General features: G+C 58.7%; 16 protein-coding genes. 13 read left to right on the top strand and 3 right to left on the bottom strand.

Annotated features, from left to right (window positions below):
• Positions 1-51: 51 nt before the first annotated feature.
• Positions 52-1,026 (top strand): alpha/beta hydrolase family protein, encoded by a 975-nt coding sequence (locus tag GIW79_RS23225; RefSeq protein ID WP_236452366.1) that lies wholly within the window; start codon positions 52-54, stop codon positions 1,024-1,026.
• Between the two features lie 173 nt (positions 1,027-1,199).
• Here the strand turns inward: GIW79_RS23225 and GIW79_RS23230 are convergent, their stop codons facing one another.
• From GIW79_RS23230 to GIW79_RS23240, 3 genes are read right to left on the bottom strand one after another with little or no spacing between them, the layout of a single operon-like run.
• Positions 1,200-1,967, bottom strand: coding sequence for a TerB family tellurite resistance protein (locus GIW79_RS23230; protein ID WP_236452368.1), 768 nt, complete (start codon positions 1,965-1,967; stop codon positions 1,200-1,202).
• 1 nt (position 1,968) lies between these two features.
• Positions 1,969-2,643 (bottom strand): N-acetylmuramate alpha-1-phosphate uridylyltransferase MurU, encoded by a 675-nt coding sequence (gene murU / locus GIW79_RS23235; protein ID WP_089041431.1) that lies wholly within the window; start codon positions 2,641-2,643, stop codon positions 1,969-1,971.
• Complete coding sequence (locus GIW79_RS23240) at positions 2,640-3,665, bottom strand: aminoglycoside phosphotransferase family protein (protein WP_236452370.1); 1,026 nt, start codon at positions 3,663-3,665, stop codon at positions 2,640-2,642. The genes murU and GIW79_RS23240 overlap by 4 nt, the downstream gene beginning before the upstream one ends.
• Positions 3,666-4,967: 1,302 nt before the next feature.
• On the opposite strand from GIW79_RS23240, the gene ltrA reads away from it, so the two are divergent.
• From ltrA to GIW79_RS23300, 12 genes are all read left to right on the top strand, one after another.
• Positions 4,968-6,677: a group II intron reverse transcriptase/maturase gene (gene ltrA, locus GIW79_RS23245; RefSeq protein WP_033938807.1), complete on the top strand. Its 1,710-nt coding sequence runs from the start codon at positions 4,968-4,970 to the stop codon at positions 6,675-6,677.
• A 143-nt stretch (positions 6,678-6,820) separates the two neighbouring features.
• On the top strand, positions 6,821-9,661 hold the full coding sequence (locus tag GIW79_RS23250) for an LPS-assembly protein LptD (protein ID WP_054920695.1): 2,841 nt from the start codon (positions 6,821-6,823) through the stop codon (positions 9,659-9,661).
• Positions 9,642-10,976, top strand: a complete 1,335-nt coding sequence (locus GIW79_RS23255) for a peptidylprolyl isomerase (RefSeq protein WP_136624693.1) — start codon at positions 9,642-9,644, stop codon at positions 10,974-10,976. Before GIW79_RS23250 ends, GIW79_RS23255 begins: the two co-directional genes overlap by 20 nt.
• On the top strand, positions 10,973-11,962 hold the full coding sequence (gene pdxA, locus GIW79_RS23260) for a 4-hydroxythreonine-4-phosphate dehydrogenase PdxA (RefSeq protein WP_236452372.1): 990 nt from the start codon (positions 10,973-10,975) through the stop codon (positions 11,960-11,962). Before GIW79_RS23255 ends, pdxA begins: the two co-directional genes overlap by 4 nt.
• The gene (gene rsmA, locus GIW79_RS23265) at positions 11,959-12,771 is read left to right on the top strand and encodes a 16S rRNA (adenine(1518)-N(6)/adenine(1519)-N(6))-dimethyltransferase RsmA (protein WP_034128823.1); all 813 of its coding nucleotides are present in this window, start codon (positions 11,959-11,961) and stop codon (positions 12,769-12,771) included. Before pdxA ends, rsmA begins: the two co-directional genes overlap by 4 nt.
• A gap of 232 nt (positions 12,772-13,003) precedes the next feature.
• Entirely contained in the window at positions 13,004-13,384 is a 381-nt protein-coding gene (gene apaG / locus GIW79_RS23270) for a Co2+/Mg2+ efflux protein ApaG (RefSeq protein WP_003194726.1), read from the top strand.
• Positions 13,384-14,235 carry a symmetrical bis(5'-nucleosyl)-tetraphosphatase gene (locus GIW79_RS23275; RefSeq protein WP_034128824.1) on the top strand — a complete coding sequence of 284 codons (852 nt, stop codon included), beginning with the start codon at positions 13,384-13,386 and terminating at the stop codon, positions 14,233-14,235. Before apaG ends, GIW79_RS23275 begins: the two co-directional genes overlap by 1 nt.
• A 9-nt stretch (positions 14,236-14,244) precedes the next feature.
• Positions 14,245-14,574: a thiosulfate sulfurtransferase GlpE gene (gene glpE / locus GIW79_RS23280; RefSeq protein ID WP_034128825.1), complete on the top strand. Its 330-nt coding sequence runs from the start codon at positions 14,245-14,247 to the stop codon at positions 14,572-14,574.
• A 285-nt stretch (positions 14,575-14,859) separates the two neighbouring features.
• On the top strand, positions 14,860-16,782 hold the full coding sequence (locus tag GIW79_RS23285; RefSeq protein ID WP_003194732.1) for a PrkA family serine protein kinase: 1,923 nt from the start codon (positions 14,860-14,862) through the stop codon (positions 16,780-16,782).
• A gap of 113 nt (positions 16,783-16,895) precedes the next feature.
• A complete protein-coding gene (locus tag GIW79_RS23290; protein WP_034116083.1) occupies positions 16,896-18,167 on the top strand; it encodes a YeaH/YhbH family protein in 1,272 nt (423 codons plus the stop codon).
• Positions 18,164-19,729, top strand: coding sequence for a SpoVR family protein (locus tag GIW79_RS23295; protein ID WP_003194736.1), 1,566 nt, complete (start codon positions 18,164-18,166; stop codon positions 19,727-19,729). The genes GIW79_RS23290 and GIW79_RS23295 overlap by 4 nt, the downstream gene beginning before the upstream one ends.
• 63 nt (positions 19,730-19,792) lie before the next feature.
• On the top strand, positions 19,793-21,022 hold the full coding sequence (locus GIW79_RS23300) for a multifunctional CCA addition/repair protein (RefSeq protein ID WP_054896794.1): 1,230 nt from the start codon (positions 19,793-19,795) through the stop codon (positions 21,020-21,022).
• Positions 21,023-21,178: the final 156 nt, after the last annotated feature.

Genomic DNA, 21,178 nt, shown 5'->3' on the forward strand with positions numbered 1-21,178 from the left:
TACCGACCAACCCATTAGGCTGCTGGAATCACTTCTGGCCGGGAATCAACGATGCTTTTTCTTCACCGTTCGGCACTGCCAGCACTGTGCCTGTCACTCCTGTTTACCAGTGTCTTGCCTGTTCAGGCCGAGGATGCGCCCTCGCCTGCCGTCGAAAAACCGGCTGAACGCCAGCCACTGTCCGAGCGTAGCCAACAAGAAGCCAGTGCGCTCGAACGGCAGGTGCCGCTGCAAGAGCAACAGCAATTGCAGGCGGGTAGCGAGTCGTTCCTGGCGCTGTGGAAACCCGCCAACAGCGCCGAAGCCGAGGGTGTGGTGATCCTCATACCAGGTGCTGGGGAGAACGCGGACTGGCCGCAAGCAATCGCGCCTCTGCGGCGTAAGTTGCCGGACGCCGCCTGGGGCACCCTCAGCCTGTCATTGCCTGACGTCAGTGTGGATACCCTGCCGCCACGGCTCATCGAACCGCCGAAAGCGGCGGTCGATACCAGCAGCAAGGAAGGCAGCACCGCTGCCAAGCCGGTCGAACAGGCCGCCAGTGCCGAGGCCGAAGGCACTGACCCGGCGGTGGTGCCGGGGGCGGATGAACAGGACAAGACCGACGCCAAGCGCATCTTCGACCGCATCGACGCCGCCGTCGCCTTCGCCCAGACCCAAAGCGCCCGCAGTGTGGTGTTGCTCGGCCATGGAACCGGGGCCTGGTGGGCGGCCCGCTACCTGAGCGAGAAACAACCCTCCCAGGTGCAGAGGTTGGTGATGGTGGCCGGCAAGACGCCCGCAGCTCGCCAACCGGACCTGCAGCAACTGGCGCCGGCCTTGAAGGTACCCACGGCGGACGTGTTCTATCAAGAAGGCGCCCTGGAACGCAAAAACGCCCAGGAACGACTCCAGGCGGCCAAGCGCTCGAAGAATGACAGCTATAAACAGGTGTCGCTCACGGCGTTGCCCGGTAATAGCGCGGCGGAGCAAGAGCAGTTGTACCGCAGGGTTCGCGGGTGGTTGAGCCCGCAGGGCGGCGCAGACTGACACTCCGCTATAGGGGGCAACATCGCTTTCTGTAGGAGCGAGCTCGCTCGCGAAAAACGTCAACGATAATGCGTGCTTCCTGAATAAACGCGGCGCCTGGGAGTTTTTCGCGAGCAAGCTCGCTCCTACAATTAGGGCTTGCCACTGCCACATAGAGTTGAGTGGCGATAGCCTCAGCGAAAATCGCGCCGCTCACGAATCAACGCATAGGCGTTATGCAACTCACGGGTTCGTTCAGTCGCTTCCCGCACTTGCGCGGGGCTGGCTCCCGTGCCGGCGATCTTGTCCGGATGGTGACGGCTGAGCAGGCGGCGGTAGGCGTGCTTGATCACCGAAGGCTCAGTGGTTGCCGTCACCCCCAGGATACGCAACGCCTCCTGATAGGCCCCCCCACGATTGGCCACTGGCTTGCGCTCCGGCGCGTAATCGGTCGCCAATGCCTGCAGCTGCTGCGGCGTCCAGCCCAGCCACTTGCCCCACTGGTCGATCAGGTCGCGCTCGGCAGCATCCGCCCGACCGTCCGCCCACGCCATGCGCCAACAGGCGCGCAGCACGCCTTCCGCCGCATGGGGCTGCGTCTTGAGCACCCGCAGGTAACTGCGTACACGGTCACTGCCGGACTTGCCACGGTTGAAGGCGCTGATCGCGCGGCGCTGGGCCGGCTCACTCATATCCAGTGCGCGCATTTCCTGGCGCGCTTGCTGGATATGTCCGTCGACAACCCGGCCATTACTCTTGGCCAGGCGTCCCAGCAGCACAAACAACAGTTCGTCGTTGCGCAAGGCCGGACGCCCACTCAGGCGTTCACGTAACTGCGCCCAACTGTGCAATTGCAAGCGACGATCCAAGGCCTGCCCCAGCAATGCCCCCAACAATGCCCCCGGAATACTGGCAATGGCAAAGCCAGCCCCGGCGCCGATCAGCGTCCCTGGCCACAACATCCTAGCGTCCCTTTGTCAGCAAGGTTTCGACCTGCGCCAGTCGCTCCAGCGTCCCCACATCCACCCAGCGTCCCGCCATGTGCTCCCCCGTTACCAGACCTTTGGCCATCGCCTCGCGCAACAGCGGGGCCAGCTTGAAGGCACCGGCGCTGCAACCCGCGAACAACTTGGGGTCGAGCACTGAAATGCCACTGAAGGTCAGGTTATCGGCACCGGGCGCGGCATCATGAAGCACACCGTGATCCAGGTAGAAATCCCCACCCGACGGGTGGTGCGCTGGGTTGTCGACCATCACCAAGTGCGCCAGCCCCCGGATCGGCTGCTTGAGCTGGGTGAAATCGTAGTCAGTCCAGATATCGCCATTGACCACCAGAAACGGTTCGTCGCCCAACAGCGGCAACGCCTGAAATATGCCGCCCCCCGTTTCCAGCGGTTCACCTTCCGGGGAGTAGCGGATGCGCAGACCGAACTGGGCACCGTCGCCCAGGTAGCTTTCGATCTGCTCGCCGAGCCAGGCGTGGTTGATCACGATCTCGGTAAAGCCGGCCTTCGCCAAGGCTTCAAGGTGATACTCGATCAGCCGCTTGCCGCCGGCTTGCACGAGCGGCTTGGGCGTATGCAGGGTGAGCGGGCGCATGCGCTCGCCCTTGCCCGCCGCCAGGATCATCGCCTTCATACGCTGGCCTCGGCAGGTTCGCGCAGGCTGGCGAGCAATTCGCCCAGGTCACTCAACTCAGGTCTGTCGGCCAGCACCGCTTCTATATAAGTGAAGAAGCGCGGCACGTCGGCCAGGTAGCGTGGCTTGCCGTCGCGGTGGCAGATACGCGAAAAAATGCCGATAACCTTGAGGTGACGCTGCACGCCCATCAGGTCGCTGGCACGCAGGAACTCTTCAAAGTCGTCCTGTACGGGAATCCCCAGCTGCCCGGCGCGCTGCCAATAGCCGCGCTGCCATTCACGAACGCGGGCCTGGGGCCAACTGAGGAAGGCGTCCTTGAACAGGCAGGTAATGTCATAGGTCACCGGGCCGTAGACCGCGTCCTGAAAATCCAGCACGCCTGGGCTTGGCTCACTGACCATTAGGTTGCGCGGCATGTAGTCGCGGTGCACCAGCACCTTGGGCTGGGCCAGCGCGCTGTCGATCAACTGCTGGCTGGCACGTTGCCAGAGGGCTTGTTGCTCAGGGTCGAGGTCGATGCCCAGGTGACGGCGCACGTACCATTCCGGGAACAGTTCCAGCTCGCGACGCAATAAGGCCACGTCATAGCTGGGCAACGACGCATCCATCGGCAATTGCTGGAAAGCCAGCAGCGCTTCGATGGCATCGGCAAATAATTGATCAGCATTTTCACCGTCAATCACGTCCAGATAGGTTTTTCTGCCCAGATCATTGAGCAAAAGAAAGCCACGGGGCAAATCTTCTGCATAAATTTTTGGCACATTTATTCCCGATTTCGCGAGCAAATGCGCAATATCGACGAAAGGTTTGCAGTTTTCCTGGGGGGGTGGCGCGTCCATGACGACGAACGTATGGGCACCGCCCTCCCATCGAAAATAACGCCTGAAACTCGCGTCGCTGCTGGCCGCGGTCAATGTGGCCGGGGGCACGGGGCCCCAGTCCTGAGCGTTGAAGAGGATCGGCAACTGCTCATCCAGCCAGACTTCCAGCTGTTGTAAACGTAGATCTTGCTCGGGCATTACAAGGGTCTCCGACGGCGCTAGCCGTCAAGCGGGGCATGCTTTATTATCACGCATCTTGTGCGACACGCGTAGCGTGTCTCCAGGTTGGCGGTGAGACGTCACCGTCAATGGTTTTCCCTAAGAAAACCGATAGCCCGGTAGCCAATCCGGGAAACAAAACAGCCCAGGGGTCCCACTGCTTAGAAGGACTCGTTGTCGCTGCGGCGACAATAGCGAACCCCAAAGCCGCTTAGCACTCAGAAGCGCGGCTATGGTCCGAATTTCGGACTGGGAGTGCCTACTTCACTACTGATGAGGTCTCTATGCGGAAACGTCTAGCCCTTAAAGCTGATGTATCGGCAAGTCAGACAGATATCTCCAAAGCTCTCGATGACGTCTTGTATCGACTGACTTGGAAATTTGCGGGAATGATATCGGCCTTTACGGTCGTCATTATTTGCGCCGTCTTCTACATCAGATAGCGAATCCACTCAGGCCCTAGGCCTACCCTTGCGGGATGAATCCCCGCAGGGATTCCTCCTGCCTTAAAACAGGAGGAAATACTCTTTGAGCGTGCTGCCTTGCAGTCCTCCGCTCACATCAAACCGGAGACACGAGCGAAAACTCTGTCTGTCATTGTCCAACTATCTTATTTTGAGATAGCAGCGGACTCGTTGTGCGACCAACGATAGCCTAGGAAAACATGCGTCACTGGTAACGGTGGGGTGTGAAGCTTTTCCGACAATGTAGTCCCCATCAGGGTGTGCTTTTGCCGTGAGGCAAAGTACAGACGCTCGGAGCAGTACCGGGTCGAGACGCTAGGCTGGTTGGCATGGGTAACGTAAGTGAACTGCTGATAAACGCCGTAATGATAAACATGCCAAAACTGCTGTCAGGCATGGACCAAAAGGTATGGGGCCAGTTATTCCTGTGGGATGTGGGAATACGTCGCTACAAGGCCTCCGGTGAAAAGGCAGACCCTAAACCAATCGTGTGACAGGTAGGGAACGTGGTAAGCCCGTATGGCCGCCTTCGGGCAGGTGAACCGCAAGGGGATCTGTTGGCTGTGCGGGTATGGGATCGCAGAAAAAGCGAACGCCGAGCTGTAATGGCGCGGATAGGGGTTGGAACATTACCCCACGGGAAACCGGGCAGACTTCTGCGTGGTCTTTTATCGCATGAACGCTGAGTAAACCTGTCTCAATCATCTTCGAAGTCCGGCAGTAATGGGCTTCTTATTCATCCACTCCTGACGGGAGCGTCCATTCCCGTCAGGGGATGCGTACGTCTTCTGCTCGGGAAACTTGAGAGGAAGGCAGCATGTTAGTACCTAGCCAACTGGCCGGGTCTGCGCCTTCCGGCGTTCCGCAGCATTGGCATGACATCGATTGGTGTCGTGTGCAGCAGAACGTACGGGCGATGCAGATACGGATTGCGAAGGCTTGTCGGGAAGGCAACTGGCGCCGGGTGAAAGCCCTGCAACGGATGTTAACCCGCTCTCGTTCGGCCAGATACTTGGCCATACGGCGAGTCACTGAAAACCAGGGCAAGCGCACGGCGGGAGTCGACCGCGTGCTCTGGGATACACCCGATGCCAAATGGAAAGCGGCAAATGGGTTGAAGCGCCACGGGTATAAGCCACGGCCACTACGGCGTGTGTTTATCCCGAAATCGAATGGAAAAGAACGCCCTCTGGGCATTCCAACCATGACTGACAGAGCTATGCAGGCGCTATACCTGCTAGCCCTGGCACCTATCGCTGAGACCACCGGCGATCCAAACAGCTACGGCTTTCGGATCGAACGCTCCACGGCGGATGCGATGGGACAGTTGTTCGTTTGTCTATCCAAGAAGGCTTCGGCCCAATGGGTATTGGAAGCGGACATCAAAGGCTGCTTTGATCACATCAACCATGACTGGCTGATCGAAAATGTCCCAACGGACAAAGAAATCCTCCGAAAATGGTTGAAAGCTGGAGTGATTCACAAAGGCCAGCTACAGGCAACGAATGCCGGTACACCACAGGGCGGGATTATCTCGCCCACCTTGGCTAATTTGGTGCTGGATGGACTGGAATCACAGCTCAAGCAACATCTGGGCGTGACGAAGGCGAAGAAGCTGAAAATTAACGTGGTGCGATATGCGGATGATTTTGTGATTACCGGTAGCTCGAAAGAGATGCTCGAAAATGAGATCAAACCTTGGGTTGAGCAGTTTCTCGCGGTGCGAGGATTGCAGCTGTCGCTTGAGAAAACCCACGTCGTCCACATAGATGAAGGCTTCGACTTCCTTGGTTGGAATTTCCGCAAATACGGCGGAAAACTCCTGATCAAACCTGCCAAAAAGAACGTGAAAGCGTTCTATAGGAAGGTAAAAGAGGTCATCAGCACTAACAAAGCGGTGAAACAGGAGGAGTTGATCCGCCTGCTTAATCCGATACTGCGAGGCTGGGCGCTGTATCACCAGCCTGTGGTCGCCAAGAAGGCGTACAGCCGCATGGACCACCAAATATTCCAAGCGCTTTGGCGTTGGGCGAAAAGGCGGCACCCAAACAAAAGTCTCGATTGGGTAAGGGAGAAGTATTTCCAAACCTACGAAAATCGAAGCTGGGTGTTTGCCACCACGGTCATAACGGAGTCAGGAGGCAAAGAGGCAATTCGGTTATACGCCCTAGAGGCCACGCCGATTGAGAGGCACAGGAAGATCAGCGGGGATTTCAATCCGTTTGATCCCTCTATGGAAGAAATGGGAGAGGCATTGCGGATGTCCCGGATGCTCGGGAAATTGAAGTACCGCAAACAAATTCTTCATCTATTTCAATCCCAAAAAGGACTGTGCGTACTATGCAAAAGCCCAATATCTAGGGAGACTGGGTGGCACGACCACCACATCATTTATCGCTCACAAGGCGGTGGTGACTCGCTGGACAACCGGGTACTATTGCATCCCATTTGCCACCAGCAGCTTCACGCTCGTGGACTAACAGTGTACAAACCGGCTCCCCCAAGGGGGGGCTTCGTAAAGACTTGAGCCGTATGCGCTGAAAGGCGCACGTACGGTTTTTAGGGGGGAGCAGACCAGAAATGGTCTGTTCCTACCCAACTTTCAGACCATCGAGAGGCGTGCGGCCCAAACCGCGGGCAGATGGCACGCAGGAAGCCCGGACTAATAAGATGGCATTGAAATCCCCCGCGTTTCGTAGAAAATTTCCGTTGCTGGTAACCGGCAGTCTGCTGGCCTTGCAACCTTTCGCCACCTCATTCGTGGTCGCCGCGGAACAGTATGACTGCTCAGTCTCTGCTTCGGGTGCCTGGGATTGCGCGCCGAAGACCGCCGCCGCCCCATTGCCACCGCGCCCGGTGCATGACGGTGCTGCCGTCAGCTCGGCCAACAGCACGCCGCAAGGCAAAGCTGGCGGCAGCGTCGACGCCGAACCCAAGACCATGCTGGTCACCGAAGCCAAGGGCCGTGGCCTGCGTTCGCGCAGTGCCGACTACAGCCACCTTGACTGGGTACCTCGCGACAAGCTGACCGCAGCACAGCTGGCCGAAACCGGCCCTTACTGCGGCGGCGCCTACATCGAGCCGACTCGTCCTGGCATGAACGACAAGACGAACAAGAGCGATGCGCCGACCTTCATCGGCGCCAAGGCTTCTCGTTACGAGCAGGAGCAGCAGGTCGCTACCCTGGCCGGTGACGTGGTCATGCGCCAGGGCAGCATGCAGTTGGAGTCGGACGAAGCCAGCCTGTACCAGGCGGAGAACCGTGGCGAACTGAATGGCAAGGTGCGCCTGCGCGATAACGGCGCCCTGATCGTGGGTGACCATGCCCAGGTCCAGCTCGACACCGGTGCCGCCCAGATCGACAACGCCGAATACGTGATGCACAAGTCACGCATCCGCGGTAACGCGCTGTACGCCAAGCGTGCAGAAAACGCGATCATCCGTCTCAAGGACGGTACGTACACCACCTGCGAGCCGGACAGCAACGCCTGGCAGCTCAAGGGCAACAACATTACGTTGAACCCGGCCACCGGTTTCGGTACGGCGACCAACGCGACGTTGCGGGTCAAGAACATCCCGATCCTGTACACCCCGTACATCTACTTCCCGATCGATGACCGTCGTCAATCCGGCTTCCTGCCGCCGAGCTTCAGCACCGGCAGTGAGACTGGCTTTACATTGGTAACGCCGTACTACTTCAACCTGGCACCGAACTACGATGCCACGTTGTACCCGCAGTACATGACCAAGCGCGGCTTGTTGATGGAGGGCGAATTCCGCTATCTGACCAAGTCGAGTGAAGGGCAGTTTGGTGGGGCGTATCTCAATGATGATAGCGACGAGCGGAAGAAGCAGACTGATTACGAAAAGACCCGCTATATGCTCAATTGGCAGCATAAAGGTGGGCTGGATTCGCGTCTGACGACCCAGGTCGATTACACCAAGATCAGTGATCCGTTCTACTTCCAGGATTTGAAGTCGTATCAGGAAGGCATCCAGAGCCAGGACTTCCTGAACCAGCAGGGCTCCGTGACCTATAATGGTGATAACTATCAAGCTCGCGTGAACCTGCAGTCATATCAACTGGCGACGATTTCGCAGATCACTCCGTATGACCGTTTGCCGCAGATCACCTTCAATGGTCAGTTGCCGTACCATCCGGGGGGGCTCAACTTCTCCTACGAGACTGAAGCCGTAAGATTTGACCGAGACCTTCGAAACGGTAATGTGGTTAACGAAGACGGCGGGCCGTTCAATCCTGATGGCACTATAGGTGAACGACGCCTGGACACCTACGTAAACGGCCTGACCCGTGCAAACGGAACACGCTTGAACGTAGCTCCCGCTGTCGAGTACCCAATGAACTGGAGCTATGGCTTTATTACGCCGAAGCTCAAATACGTCTATACCAAATATGATCTTGACCTGGACAGCAAAGGCAAGGATGACATTGTCGCCGCGCAACTGGCCGCTACCCGGCCCGGCGCAGCGCCTTACGCTGGCGGAGTGTTCAAGAGTTCGCAAGATCGCGCTGTTCCTATCGCGAGCGTCGACAGCGGGCTGTACTTCGACCGCAAAACTAACTGGTTCGGTAAAGACTATAACCAGACCCTTGAGCCGCGAGCCTTCTACCTCTACGTACCGAACAAAGACCAAAGCGATATTCCGGTTTTCGACACCAGTGAATATTCGTTCAGCTATGCCTCTCTATTCCGTGATAACCGCTTTGCCGGTAACGATCGGATTGGAGACGAGAACAAGTTATCCCTGGGCGTAACCAGCCGCTGGATCGAAGAAAATGGCTTTGAACGCCAGCGTGTTTCCGTGGGTCAAGCACTGTACTTCAAGGATCGCGAGGTTCAACTGCCAGGAGTCCTGGCCGCTGACCGAGATGACTCCCAAACAGATGTCTCGCCTATCGCTTTGGAATACGCTTTCCGCTTCAACCGCGATTGGCGCGCCACGGCCGACTACAACTGGGACACCGAAAGCCATGCCCCACGCTCCGGTAGTGCGATGTTCCACTATCAGCCAGAAGACAACCCGAACAAGGTCGTCAACCTCGGCTATCGCTACCGCAATGACCAAGTGGTCTACAACCAACTGACCGGCAAATGGCAGTTCGGTGGGGACTACGGCACGCCAGGTCAAGAGAACTACGTGAAGGATTACTACAAAATCCAGCAACACGACTTCTCGATGATGTGGCCGATCATTCCGCAGTGGAATTTGATCACTCGCTGGCAGTATGACTATGCACGCAACCGCACCCTGGAAGCCTTCGGTGGTTTCGAGTACGACAACTGCTGCTGGAAACTGCGCGTCATCAACCGCTACTGGGTTTCCAACGACGAGTACAGCCAGATCGCCCCGCTCAACGAAAAGGGTGACCACGGGCTCTTCTTCCAGATCGTCCTCAAAGGACTCGGCGGCCTGACCGGCGCCAAGGTAGAGAGCTTCCTCGACAAAGGCATTGAAGGTTATCGTGAACGTGAAGACAAAGCTTTCTGAGTGTTTGCGCCCGCTAGTGCTGGGCGCGCTGTTCCTGGGTACTGTTTCGGCACACGCCGCAGTTCAACAGCTGGATAAAGTAGCGGCCATCGTCGACAACGACGTGATCATGCAGAGCCAGCTGGACCAGCGGGTCAAGGAAGTTCAGCAGACCATCGCCAAACGTGGCGGTGGGGTGCCACCGACCAGCGTCCTGGAATCTCAGGTACTGGAACGCCTGATCGTCGAAAACCTGCAACTGCAGATTGGCGAACGTTCCGGCATCCGTATTTCGGACGAAGAACTGAACCAGGCTGTTGGCACCATTGCTCAACGCAACAACATGAGCATTGATCAGTTCCGCGCCGCCCTGGCCCACGATGGCCTGTCCTATGAGGACGCCCGTGACCAGATCAAGCGCGAAATGATCATCAGCCGTGTGCGCCAGCGCCGTGTGGCCGAACGGGTTCAGGTGTCCGAGCAGGAAGTGAAGAACTTCCTGGCTTCGGACCTGGGCAAGATGCAGCTCTCCGAAGAGTTGCACTTGGCCAATATCCTGATTCCAACCCCGGACGGGGCCAACTCTGAGCAGCTCAATGCCGCTGCCGCTAAAACCCAGGCGATCTACGAGCGCCTGAAAGCGGGTGCAGATTTTGCCCAGATGGCCATTGCTCAGTCCGGCAGCGATAACGCCCTCGAAGGCGGTGACATGGGCTGGCGTAAAGCCGCTCAATTGCCACCTCCGTTTGATCGCGAATTGAGCGCCATGGAAGTCGGCGGCATCACCCAGCCAGCCCGCACCCCGGGTGGTTTCATCATCCTCAAGCTGCTGGAACGTCGCGGCGGCGAAACCTCGTTGAAAGACGAAGTTCATGTTCGTCACATCCTGGTCAAACCGAGCGAAATCCGCACCGAAGCACAAACCAAGGAACTGGCCCAGAAGATCTATGACCGCATTGAAAGCGGTGAAGACTTCGCCACCCTGGCTAAAAGCTTCTCGGAAGACCCGGGCTCTGCCCTTAACGGCGGCGACCTGAACTGGATCGACCCGAGGGCACTGGTGCCCGAGTTCCAGCAGGTCATGGCCGACACGCCACAAGGTGTATTGTCCAAGCCGTTCAAGACCCAATACGGTTGGCATGTCCTGGAAGTCCTTGGCCGTCGCGCCACGGACAACACCACCCAGGCCCGCGAGCAACAAGCCCTGACCGTGTTGCGTAACCGCAAATACGACGAAGAGCTGCAAACCTGGCTGCGTCAGATCCGTGACGAAGCGTATGTAGAGAACAAGCTGCCAGGCGCCGAGCAAACAGGCACCGACCAGGCAACCCAGTGAAACCCCAGCGTTTCGCAGTGACACCCGGCGAGCCGGCCGGCATTGGTCCAGACCTGTGCCTGCTGCTCGCCTCGCAACCCCAGCCACACCCCCTGATTGCCATTACCAGCCGCGACCTGCTCCTTGAGCGGGCCGCGCAGCTGGGTATGGCCGTCAACCTGCTGGACGTGGCGCCAGGCAACTGGCCCGACCTGGCGGCCCCCGCTGGTAGCCTGTATGTGTGGGACACCCCGCTACAGGCCAAGGTGGTTGCCGGGCAGTTGAACACGGCCAACGCGGCATTTGTGCTGCAGACGTTGACCCGTGCGGGCCAGGGCTGTATCGACGGCGACTTTGCCGGCATGATCACCGCACCGGTGCACAAAGGCGTGATCAACGAATCCGGCATCGCCTTTTCCGGCCATACCGAATTCCTCGCGGAACTGACCCATACCGCTCAAGTGGTGATGATGCTCGCCACCCGTGGCCTGCGTGTGGCGCTGGTGACCACCCACTTGCCGCTGCGTGAAATCGCCGATGCCATCACTGCCGAGCGTGTGGAGCGTGTCACGCGCATCCTGCACAGCGACCTGCAACACAAATTCGGCATTGCCCAACCGCGCATCCTGGTCTGCGGGCTCAACCCCCACGCCGGTGAAGGCGGCCACTTGGGCCATGAAGAAATCGACATCATTGAACCAACACTAGAGCGCCTGCGCCAAGAAGGCATGGACCTACGCGGCCCATTGCCTGCAGACACTCTGTTCACCCCCAAATATCTGGAGCACTGCGATGCAGTGCTGGCGATGTACCATGACCAGGGGCTGCCCGTGCTGAAATACAAAGGCTTCGGCGCCGCAGTCAACGTGACACTGGGCCTGCCGATCATCCGCACCTCCGTCGACCATGGCACCGCCCTGGACCTCGCAGGCAGCGGCAAGATCGATACCGGCAGCCTGCACGTGGCCCTGGAAACCGCCTATCAGATGGCCGAGACCCGTATATGACTGAGCATTACCAACACCGGGCGCGCAAGCGTTTCGGGCAGAACTTCCTGCACGACGCTGGCGTGATCGATCGCATCCTGCGCTCAATCCACGCCAAGCCAGAAGACCGCCTGCTGGAAATCGGCCCGGGCCAGGGCGCGCTGACCCAGGGCCTGCTGGCCAGCGGCGGGCAACTGGACGTCGTGGAACTGGACAAGGACCTGATCCCGATCCTCAACCAGCAGTTCGCCGGCAAAGCCAACTTCAACCTGCACCAGGGCGACGCGCTGAAGTTCGACTTCAACAGCCTTGGCGCTGCGCCCAACAGCCTGCGGGTGGTGGGTAACCTGCCGTACAACATTTCCACGCCGCTGATTTTCCACCTGCTGAACAACGCCGGAATCATCCGCGACATGCACTTCATGCTGCAAAAGGAAGTGGTGGAGCGCCTGGCCGCAGGCCCTGGCGGTGGTGATTGGGGTCGTTTGTCGATCATGGTCCAGTATCACTGCCGCGTGGAGCACCTGTTCAACGTCGGTCCGGGCGCGTTCAACCCGCCGCCGAAGGTCGATTCGGCCATCGTACGCCTGGTGCCGCATGCCGTGCTGCCGCATCCGGCCAAGGACCACAAACTGCTGGAACGAGTGGTGCGGGAAGCGTTCAACCAGCGCCGCAAGACCTTGCGTAACACCCTCAAGGCCCTGCTGAGCAATGCCGAGATCGAAGCTGCCGGCGTTGATGGAAGCCTGCGCCCCGAGCAACTGGACCTGGCCGCGTTCGTACGCCTGGCCGACCAACTTGCCATCCAACCTGCATCCGTAGTGGAATAGGCCGTAAGAACTCGATGCAATCCAATGTGGGAGCGGGCTTGCTCGCGAATGCGCAGTGTCAGTCACCAAATGTGTAACTGATGCACCGCCTTCGCGAGCAAGCCCGCTCCCACATTTGCTCCGCGTTATACCGATAACGCTTGCCGGCTGCCCGACACATGTCTGGCCTAGCGCCCTCCTCTTGGCCTAGACTGACCCGCATCTGCTGTCCTTCGCTTTTAAGGCCTCTTGCATGTCCGACCCTCGCTATCAGATAGACGTCAGCGTCGTCACCCGCTTCCTGGCGGACCAGTCGCAACCCGAACATAACCGCTTCGCCTTTGCCTACACCATTACAGTGAAGAACAACGGGCTGGTGCCGGCCAAGCTGCTGTCGCGCCACTGGGTCATCACCGATGGCGACGGCCAGGTCGAGGAAGTGCGCGGGGCAGGCGTTGTCGGCCAGCAACCGTTGATCGACAGCGGCGCCAGTCACACTTATAGCAGCGGCACGGTGATGACCTCCAAGGTCGGCACCATGCAAGGCTCGTATCAAATGAAGGCCACTGACGGCCAACTGTTCGATGCAATCATCAAGCCCTTCCGCCTGGCCGTGCCAGGAGCCCTGCACTGATGGCGACGTACGCTGTCGGCGACCTGCAAGGCTGCCTGGACCCTCTCAAGCGCCTGCTGGATCGCGTAGCCTTCGACCCGGCAAATGATCGCTTGTGGTTGGTGGGCGACCTGGTCAACCGCGGCCCGCAGTCCCTGGAAACCCTGCGCTACCTCTATAGCCTGCGTGATTCTTTGGTATGCGTGCTGGGCAACCATGACCTGCACTTGCTTGCGGCCGGCAACAACATCGAGCGCCTCAAAAAAGGTGACACCCTGCGGGAAATCCTCGAAGCCCCGGACCGCGCTCAACTGCTCGACTGGCTGCGCCGGCAAAAACTCATGCACTACGACGAGGACCGCAACATGGCCTTGGTGCATGCCGGTATCCCGCCGCAGTGGACGCTGAAAAAAGCCCTCAAGTGCGCCGCCGAAGTTGAAAGTGCATTGGCCGATGACAACCTGTACACCGCTTACCTCGACGGCATGTATGGCAACGACCCGGTGAAGTGGGACAACGAGCTCACCGGCGTCGCCCGCCTGCGAGTGATCACCAACTATTTCACACGCATGCGCTTCTGCACGGCCGAAGGCAAACTGGACCTCAAGAGCAAGGAAGGTGCCGACAGCGCCCTCCCCGGCTATAAGCCCTGGTTCGCCTACAAGGAACGCAAGACCCGTGACACGAAGATCATCTTTGGTCATTGGGCCGCGCTGGAAGGCAAGTGCGATGAGCCCGGCGTGTTCGCCCTCGACACCGGTTGCGTGTGGGGCGGCGCCATGACCCTGATGAACATCGACACGGGCGAGCGCCACGACTGCCAGTGCGAATCCCCCCTTTCCATTACCCAGCCGGCCGCCACCAAGCCATAGGAGCCCGCCATGACCGAATTCAAACGTATCCCCCCCGAACAAGCCCAGGCCCTGCGCGAGCAAGGTGCTGTAGTCGTCGACATCCGCGACCAGCCTACTTACGCCGCCGCCCACATCAGCGGCGCGCAGCATCTGGACAACGTCAACATCGCCGACTTCATACGCGCCGCCGACCTCGATGCGCCGTTGATCGTCGCCTGCTACCACGGCAATTCCAGCCAGAGCGCAGCCGCGTACTTGATCAGCCAGGGTTTCTCTGACGTCTATAGCCTGGACGGCGGGTTTGAGCTGTGGCGTACGACCTATCCTGCGGAAATTTCTTCAGGCGATTCGCAATAATTTTTTTCACACCCCGCTACCCCGCGTGACGCTTGGGCTTGCGCCGTTTCTGACGAACGGCGCAGCCAAACTAATTGCGCATCGCGCCTTGACCTCCCGGATTCCGAACTATCCTTAAGCGCAGGCCATCCGAATCAGGGGAGAGCCGGTACACCGGCGTACGGGTCATCGGTAACGTTTCAGGGTGTTCTGGGGGGAAAACAGCCATTGGCGTGCGCCAATGACTGCCAGCATCGACTGATTGATCCGGCGTCGGCTCCACGTATCGAGCGAGGTGACGACGTCATGAGTATCTTTAGCCACTTCCAACAACGCTTCGCGTCCACACAGCAGGAAGAACTCACGCTTCAGGAGTATCTCGAGCTGTGCAAGCAGGACCGCAGCACCTACGCCTCTGCCGCCGAACGCCTGCTACTGGCGATTGGCGAGCCAGAACTGGTGGAAACCGCCAATAATTCGCGCCTGTCGCGGATATTTTCCAACAAGGTGATCCGCCGCTATCCGGCCTTTGAAGACTTCCATGGGATGGAAGAATGCATCGACCAGATCGTTTCCTACTTCCGCCATGCCGCCCAAGGCCTGGAAGAGAAGAAGCAGATCCTCTATCTGCTGGGCCCGGTCGGCGGCGGCAAGTCGTCCCTGGCGGAAAAACTCAAGCAATTGATCGAAAAGGTGCCCTTCTATGCGATCAAGGGCTCGCCCGTCTTCGAGTCCCCCTTAGGCCTGTTCAACGCCACGGAAGATGGCGCGATCCTCGAGGAAGACTTCGGTATCCCGCGGCGCTACCTCAACACCATCATGTCGCCCTGGGCCACCAAGCGCCTGGCCGAGTTCGGCGGTGATATCAGCCAGTTCCGCGTGGTGAAACTCTACCCGTCGATCCTCAACCAGATCGGCGTGGCCAAGACCGAACCGGGCGATGAAAACAACCAGGACATTTCTGCGCTGGTGGGCAAAGTCGATATCCGCAAGCTGGAAGAATTCCCGCAGAACGACGCCGATGCCTACAGCTATTCGGGCGCACTGTGCCGGGCCAACCAGGGCCTGATGGAATTCGTGGAGATGTTCAAGGCCCCGATCAAGGTGCTGCACCCACTGCTCACCGCTACCCAGGAAGGTAACTACAACAGTACCGAAGGCCTTGGGGCGATTCCGTTTACCGGGATCCTGCTGGCTCACTCCAACGAATCGGAATGGCATACCTTCCGCAACAACAAGAACAACGAAGCCTTCATCGACCGGATCTATATCGTCAAGGTGCCGTACTGCCTGCGGGTCAGCGACGAAATCAAGATCTACGACAAACTGCTGTTCAACAGCTCCCTGGCCAAGGCCCATTGCGCGCCGGACACTCTGAAGATGCTTGCCCAGTTTACCGTGCTGTCGCGCCTCAAGGAGCCGGAGAACTCGAACATCTACTCAAAAATGCGGGTGTATGACGGCGAGAACCTCAAGGACACCGATCCCAAGGCCAAGTCGATCCAGGAATACCGTGACACGGCGGGTGTAGACGAAGGCATGAACGGTCTGTCGACGCGCTTTGCGTTCAAGATCCTGTCCAAGGTTTTCAACTTCGACCCCCACGAGATTGCCGCCAACCCGGTGCACTTGCTCTACGTGCTGGAACAGCAGATTGAACAAGAGCAGTTCCAGGCCGAAACCCGTGAGCGCTACCTGCGCTTCCTCAAGGAATACCTGGCGCCGCGCTACATCGAGTTCATCGGCAAGGAAATCCAGACCGCCTATCTGGAGTCCTACAGCGAATACGGCCAGAACATCTTCGACCGCTATGTCCTGTACGCCGATTTCTGGATCCAGGATCAGGAATACCGCGACCCGGAAACCGGCGAAATCCTCAATCGCGTGGCCCTCAACGAAGAGCTGGAAAAAATCGAGAAACCCGCCGGCATCAGCAATCCGAAGGATTTCCGCAACGAAATCGTCAACTTCGTACTGCGCGCCCGTGCCAACAACAACGGCAAGAACCCCACTTGGCTCAGCTACGAGAAGCTGCGGGTGGTCATTGAGAAGAAAATGTTTTCCAACACCGAGGACCTGCTGCCCGTCATCAGCTTCAACGCCAAGGCCAGCAAGGAGGATCAGCAAAAACACAACGACTTCGTCACACGCATGGTCGAGCGAGGCTACACCGACAAACAGGTACGACTGCTCTCCGAGTGGTACCTGCGGGTTCGCAAATCGCAGTAAGGCAGCGGCAAGCGCGCACTGCCAGGCATCCGGCCTGGCAGTTGACCGCTTGTCTCTAAGCTTCCAGCCCGCGGCTTGAAGCTTGTAACGTGAAGCTGCCCGGAGGGCTCCCCATGAGCTATGTGATCGACCGACGCCTCAATGGCAAGAACAAGAGCACGGTAAACCGTCAGCGTTTCCTGCGGCGTTACCGTGACCACATCAAAAAGGCGGTAGAAGAGGCCGTCAGCCGCCGCTCCATCACCGATATGGAGCATGGCGAACAAATCAGCATTCCCGGACGGGACATCGACGAACCGGTGCTTCACCATGGCCGCGGCGGCAAACAGACCGTGGTGCATCCCGGCAACAAGGAATTCACCACCGGCGAACATATCCAGCGCCCACAAGGCGGTGGCGGCGGCAAAGGTCCGGGCAAAGCCGGCAACTCTGGCGAAGGCATGGATGAATTCGTATTCCAGATCACTCAGGAAGAATTCCTCGAATTCATGTTCGAAGACCTCGAACTGCCCAACCTGGTCAAACGCAACCTGACCGGCACCGATACCTTCAAGACCGTACGCGCAGGGATCAGCAACGAGGGCAACCCGTCGCGCATCAACATCATCCGCACCCTGCGCTCAGCCCATGCACGGCGTATCGCCCTGTCCGGCAGCAGCCGCGCCAAACTCAAGCAGGCCAAGGAAGAGTTGGCACGCTTGAAGCGCGAAGAACCGGACAACTTCGGCGATATCCAGGAAATAGAGGCGGAAATCGAAAAACTCAGCGCGCGCATCCACCGCGTGCCGTTCCTCGATACCTTTGACTTGAAATACAACCTGCTGGTCAAGCAACCCAACCCCAGCTCCAAGGCTGTGATGTTCTGCCTGATGGACGTTTCCGGCTCCATGACCCAGGCCACCAAGGACATCGCCAAGCGCTTCTTTATCCTGCTGTACCTGTTCCTGAAACGGAACTACGACAAGATTGACGTAGTGTTCATCCGCCATCACACCAGCGCGCGAGAGGTGGACGAAGAGGAGTTTTTCTACTCGCGGGAAACTGGCGGCACCATTGTTTCCAGCGCACTGAAGCTGATGCAGGAGATCATGGCCGAGCGCTACCCCGCCAACGATTGGAACATCTACGCCGCCCAAGCTTCCGACGGCGATAACTGGAACGACGACTCCCCAATCTGCCGGGACATTTTGATCAACCAGATCATGCCGTTCGTGCAGTACTACACTTACGTCGAAATCACCCCCCGTGAGCACCAGGCCCTGTGGTTCGAATACGAGCGCATCGGCGAAGCCTTTGCCGACACGTTCGCCCAGCAGCAACTGGTCTCGGCCGGCGATATCTACCCGGTCTTCCGTGAACTCTTCCAGCGCAGGTTAGTGACATGACCGCCAAAAAAGAGAACAAGCGCCAACCCATTTCCACTGGCTCCGAGTGGACCTTCGAACTGATCCAGGCCTATGACCGGGAAATCAGCCGTATCGCGGCGGGTTATGCCCTGGACACTTATCCCAACCAGATAGAAGTCATCACCGCTGAACAGATGATGGATGCCTATGCCTCGGTGGGCATGCCCTTGGGCTATCACCATTGGTCCTACGGGAAACACTTCCTCAGTACCGAGAAGTCCTACACACGCGGCCAGATGGGCCTGGCCTACGAGATCGTGATCAACTCCGACCCGTGCATCGCGTACCTGATGGAAGAAAACACCATCTGCATGCAGGCGCTGGTAGTAGCCCATGCCTGCTATGGGCATAACAGTTTCTTCAAGGGCAACTACCTGTTTCGAACCTGGACCGATGCCAGTTCGATCATTGATTACCTGGTGTTCGCCAAGCAATACATCATGCAGTGCGAGGAGCGCCACGGTATCGATGCGGTAGAAGACCTGTTGGACTCCTGCCATGCGCTGATGAATTACGGCGTTGACCGCTATAAACGCCCCTATCCGATTTCCGCCGAAGAGGAGCGCCTGCGCCAGAAGGAACGCGAGGAGCACCTGCAGAAACAGATCAACGACCTGTGGCGCACCATCCCCAAACGCGCCGACAAGAACAGCGACAAAGACAATGCACGCTTCCCCGCCGAACCTCAGGAAAACATCCTGTATTTCCTGGAAAAACACGCACCGCTGCTGGAGCCCTGGCAGCGTGAAATCGTGCGGATCGTACGCAAGATCGCGCAATATTTTTATCCACAGCGCCAAACCCAGGTGATGAACGAGGGCTGGGCAACCTTCTGGCATTACACCCTGATGAACGACCTGTACGACGAGGGCCTGGTCACTGACGGCTTTATGATGGAGTTCCTCACGTCCCATACCAGCGTGGTCTTCCAGCCAGGCTTCGACAGCCCGTATTACAACGGCATCAACCCCTATGCACTGGGTTTTGCCATGTACCGCGATATCCGCCGCATGTGCGAGCACCCCACCGAGGAAGATCGCCGCTGGTTCCCGGAAATCGCCGGCAGCGACTGGCTCTCGACCATCAAGTTCGCCATGAGCAGCTTCAAGGATGAGAGTTTCATCCTGCAGTACCTGTCGCCCCAGGTGATCCGCGACCTCAAGCTGTTCAGTATCCTGGACGACGACCTCAAGGACGATCTGGTCGTACCCGCCATCCACGACGAACCCGGCTACCGCATCATTCGCGAAACCCTGGCCGCGCAATACAACCTCGGTAACCGCGAACCTAACGTGCAGATCTACAGCATCGATGTGCGTGGCGACCGTTCGCTGACCTTGCGTCACCAGCAGCACGACCGCAAACCCTTGGGCGAATCCACTGAGGAAGTGCTCAAGCATCTGCATCGGCTCTGGGGCTTTGATATTCATCTGGAAACCCTTCAGGGCGACCAAGTGATGAAAACCCATCATGTGCCACCGCGCAGCGATCATAACGACAACGACTACGGCCGCCTCGACATGGCCGTCGTTCATCTCTGAAACAGCAAAGCCTCCATTGGCCAAGCTCAGGCGTTATCCTGTGCCGCTAATGGAGGCTTTTTCATGAAAATCTACAAAGTCGGCGGCGCCGTGCGTGATCGCCTACTGGGCATCAAGGTCACCGATATAGACCGCGTCGTCGTTGGCGCGACGGCCGAAGAGATGCTCGCCAAGGGTTATAAACCGGTAGGCGCCGATTTCCCGGTATTTCTCGACCCGAAGAACGGTGACGAATACGCCCTTGCTCGCACCGAACGCAAGAATGGCCGGGGTTACGGCGGCTTTATATTCCATGCGAGCCCCGACGTTACGCTGGAAGAAGACCTGATTCGGCGTGACCTGACCATCAACGCCATGGCGGAGGACGACGAGGGTAACCTGACCGATCCTTATCAGGGCCAACGCGACCTTGAAGCGCATATTTTACGGCATGTTTCTCCGGCGTTCGCCGAAGATCCCCTCCGTGTACTGCGCGTTGCGCGTTTCGCCGCGCGCTATGCGCCTCTTGGCTTCACAGTCGCCCCTGAGACCCTGGAGTTAATGCGCCAACTCAGTGAGTCCGGCGAGTTGGAGGCCCTTACCCCCGAGCGTAGCTGGAAGGAAATCTCACGGGCGCTGATGGAAGATCAACCCCAGGTATTTATCCAAGTACTGCGTGACTGCGACGCGCTGAAAACCTTGATGCCGGAGGTGGATGCGCTGTTCGGCGTGCCGCAGCCCGCAGCTCACCACCCGGAAATTGACACCGGCGTGCACACCTTGAGCGTGCTGGAACAAGCTGCCCTGCACAAGCAACCGCTGAGCGTGCGCTGGGCCTGCCTGCTGCACGACCTGGGCAAGGGCCTGACACCTGTGGATAAGTTGCCGCAGCACATTGCCCACGAACATCGCGGCTTGAAGCTGATCAAAGCGGTGAACGAGCGTTTCAAGGTGCCGAGGGATTGCCAGGAGTTGGCCTTGCTGGTGGGGCAATATCATACCCACGGCCATCGTGCGCTTGAGCTCAAGGCCTCGACATTGCTGGAGTTGCTGCAAAGCTTCGACGTGTACCGTCGGCCACAACGCTTTGAGGAGTTCGTGGTGGCCTGCGAAATGGACGCCCGTGGCCGCAAGGGTTTTGAACAGCGCAGTTATCCACAGGCCGATTATTTGCGCGGAGCGGCAAAGGCTGCACGCGAAGTGCCGGTCGCGCCGCTGCTAGAAAAGGGTTTCAAAGGTCCCGAACTGGGCGATGCGCTCAAGCGCGAACGGTTAAGCGCATTGAAAGCCTACAAGGAAAACCCCTCTCCTTAGGCGATGGCCGTTGTGGCGAGGGAGCTTGCTCCCGCTGGGCCGCGAAGCGGCCCCCCGTGGGAGACCCCCCAACAAAATGGGGGGGGTGGGGGGCCCCCCGGGCGCGAGCGCCCCCCCCCCCACCAACTCCGCGCCCACCCCACACCACGCGGCGGC

The organism is Pseudomonas sp. PA-7-1E, from assembly GCF_021605325.1.
Taxonomy (GTDB): Bacteria; Pseudomonadota; Gammaproteobacteria; order Pseudomonadales; family Pseudomonadaceae; genus Aquipseudomonas; species Aquipseudomonas fluorescens_BV.

What these genes read in the sequence shown, in the direction of transcription:
- GIW79_RS23295 (WP_003194736.1), top strand. Translation starts at nt 18,164, where the DNA reads ATGACCGCCAAAAAAGAGAACAAGCGCCAACCCATTTCCACTGGCTCC.
- murU (WP_089041431.1), bottom strand. Translation starts at nt 2,643, where the DNA reads ATGAAGGCGATGATCCTGGCGGCGGGCAAGGGCGAGCGCATGCGCCCG.
- GIW79_RS23275 (WP_034128824.1), top strand. Translation starts at nt 13,384, where the DNA reads ATGGCGACGTACGCTGTCGGCGACCTGCAAGGCTGCCTGGACCCTCTC.
- apaG (WP_003194726.1), top strand. Translation starts at nt 13,004, where the DNA reads ATGTCCGACCCTCGCTATCAGATAGACGTCAGCGTCGTCACCCGCTTC.
- GIW79_RS23300 (WP_054896794.1), top strand. Translation starts at nt 19,793, where the DNA reads ATGAAAATCTACAAAGTCGGCGGCGCCGTGCGTGATCGCCTACTGGGC.
- GIW79_RS23250 (WP_054920695.1), top strand. Translation starts at nt 6,821, where the DNA reads ATGGCATTGAAATCCCCCGCGTTTCGTAGAAAATTTCCGTTGCTGGTA.
- rsmA (WP_034128823.1), top strand. Translation starts at nt 11,959, where the DNA reads ATGACTGAGCATTACCAACACCGGGCGCGCAAGCGTTTCGGGCAGAAC.
- GIW79_RS23240 (WP_236452370.1), bottom strand. Translation starts at nt 3,665, where the DNA reads ATGCCCGAGCAAGATCTACGTTTACAACAGCTGGAAGTCTGGCTGGAT.
- GIW79_RS23225 (WP_236452366.1), top strand. Translation starts at nt 52, where the DNA reads ATGCTTTTTCTTCACCGTTCGGCACTGCCAGCACTGTGCCTGTCACTC.
- glpE (WP_034128825.1), top strand. Translation starts at nt 14,245, where the DNA reads ATGACCGAATTCAAACGTATCCCCCCCGAACAAGCCCAGGCCCTGCGC.
- ltrA (WP_033938807.1), top strand. Translation starts at nt 4,968, where the DNA reads ATGTTAGTACCTAGCCAACTGGCCGGGTCTGCGCCTTCCGGCGTTCCG.
- GIW79_RS23290 (WP_034116083.1), top strand. Translation starts at nt 16,896, where the DNA reads ATGAGCTATGTGATCGACCGACGCCTCAATGGCAAGAACAAGAGCACG.
- GIW79_RS23230 (WP_236452368.1), bottom strand. Translation starts at nt 1,967, where the DNA reads ATGTTGTGGCCAGGGACGCTGATCGGCGCCGGGGCTGGCTTTGCCATT.
- GIW79_RS23285 (WP_003194732.1), top strand. Translation starts at nt 14,860, where the DNA reads ATGAGTATCTTTAGCCACTTCCAACAACGCTTCGCGTCCACACAGCAG.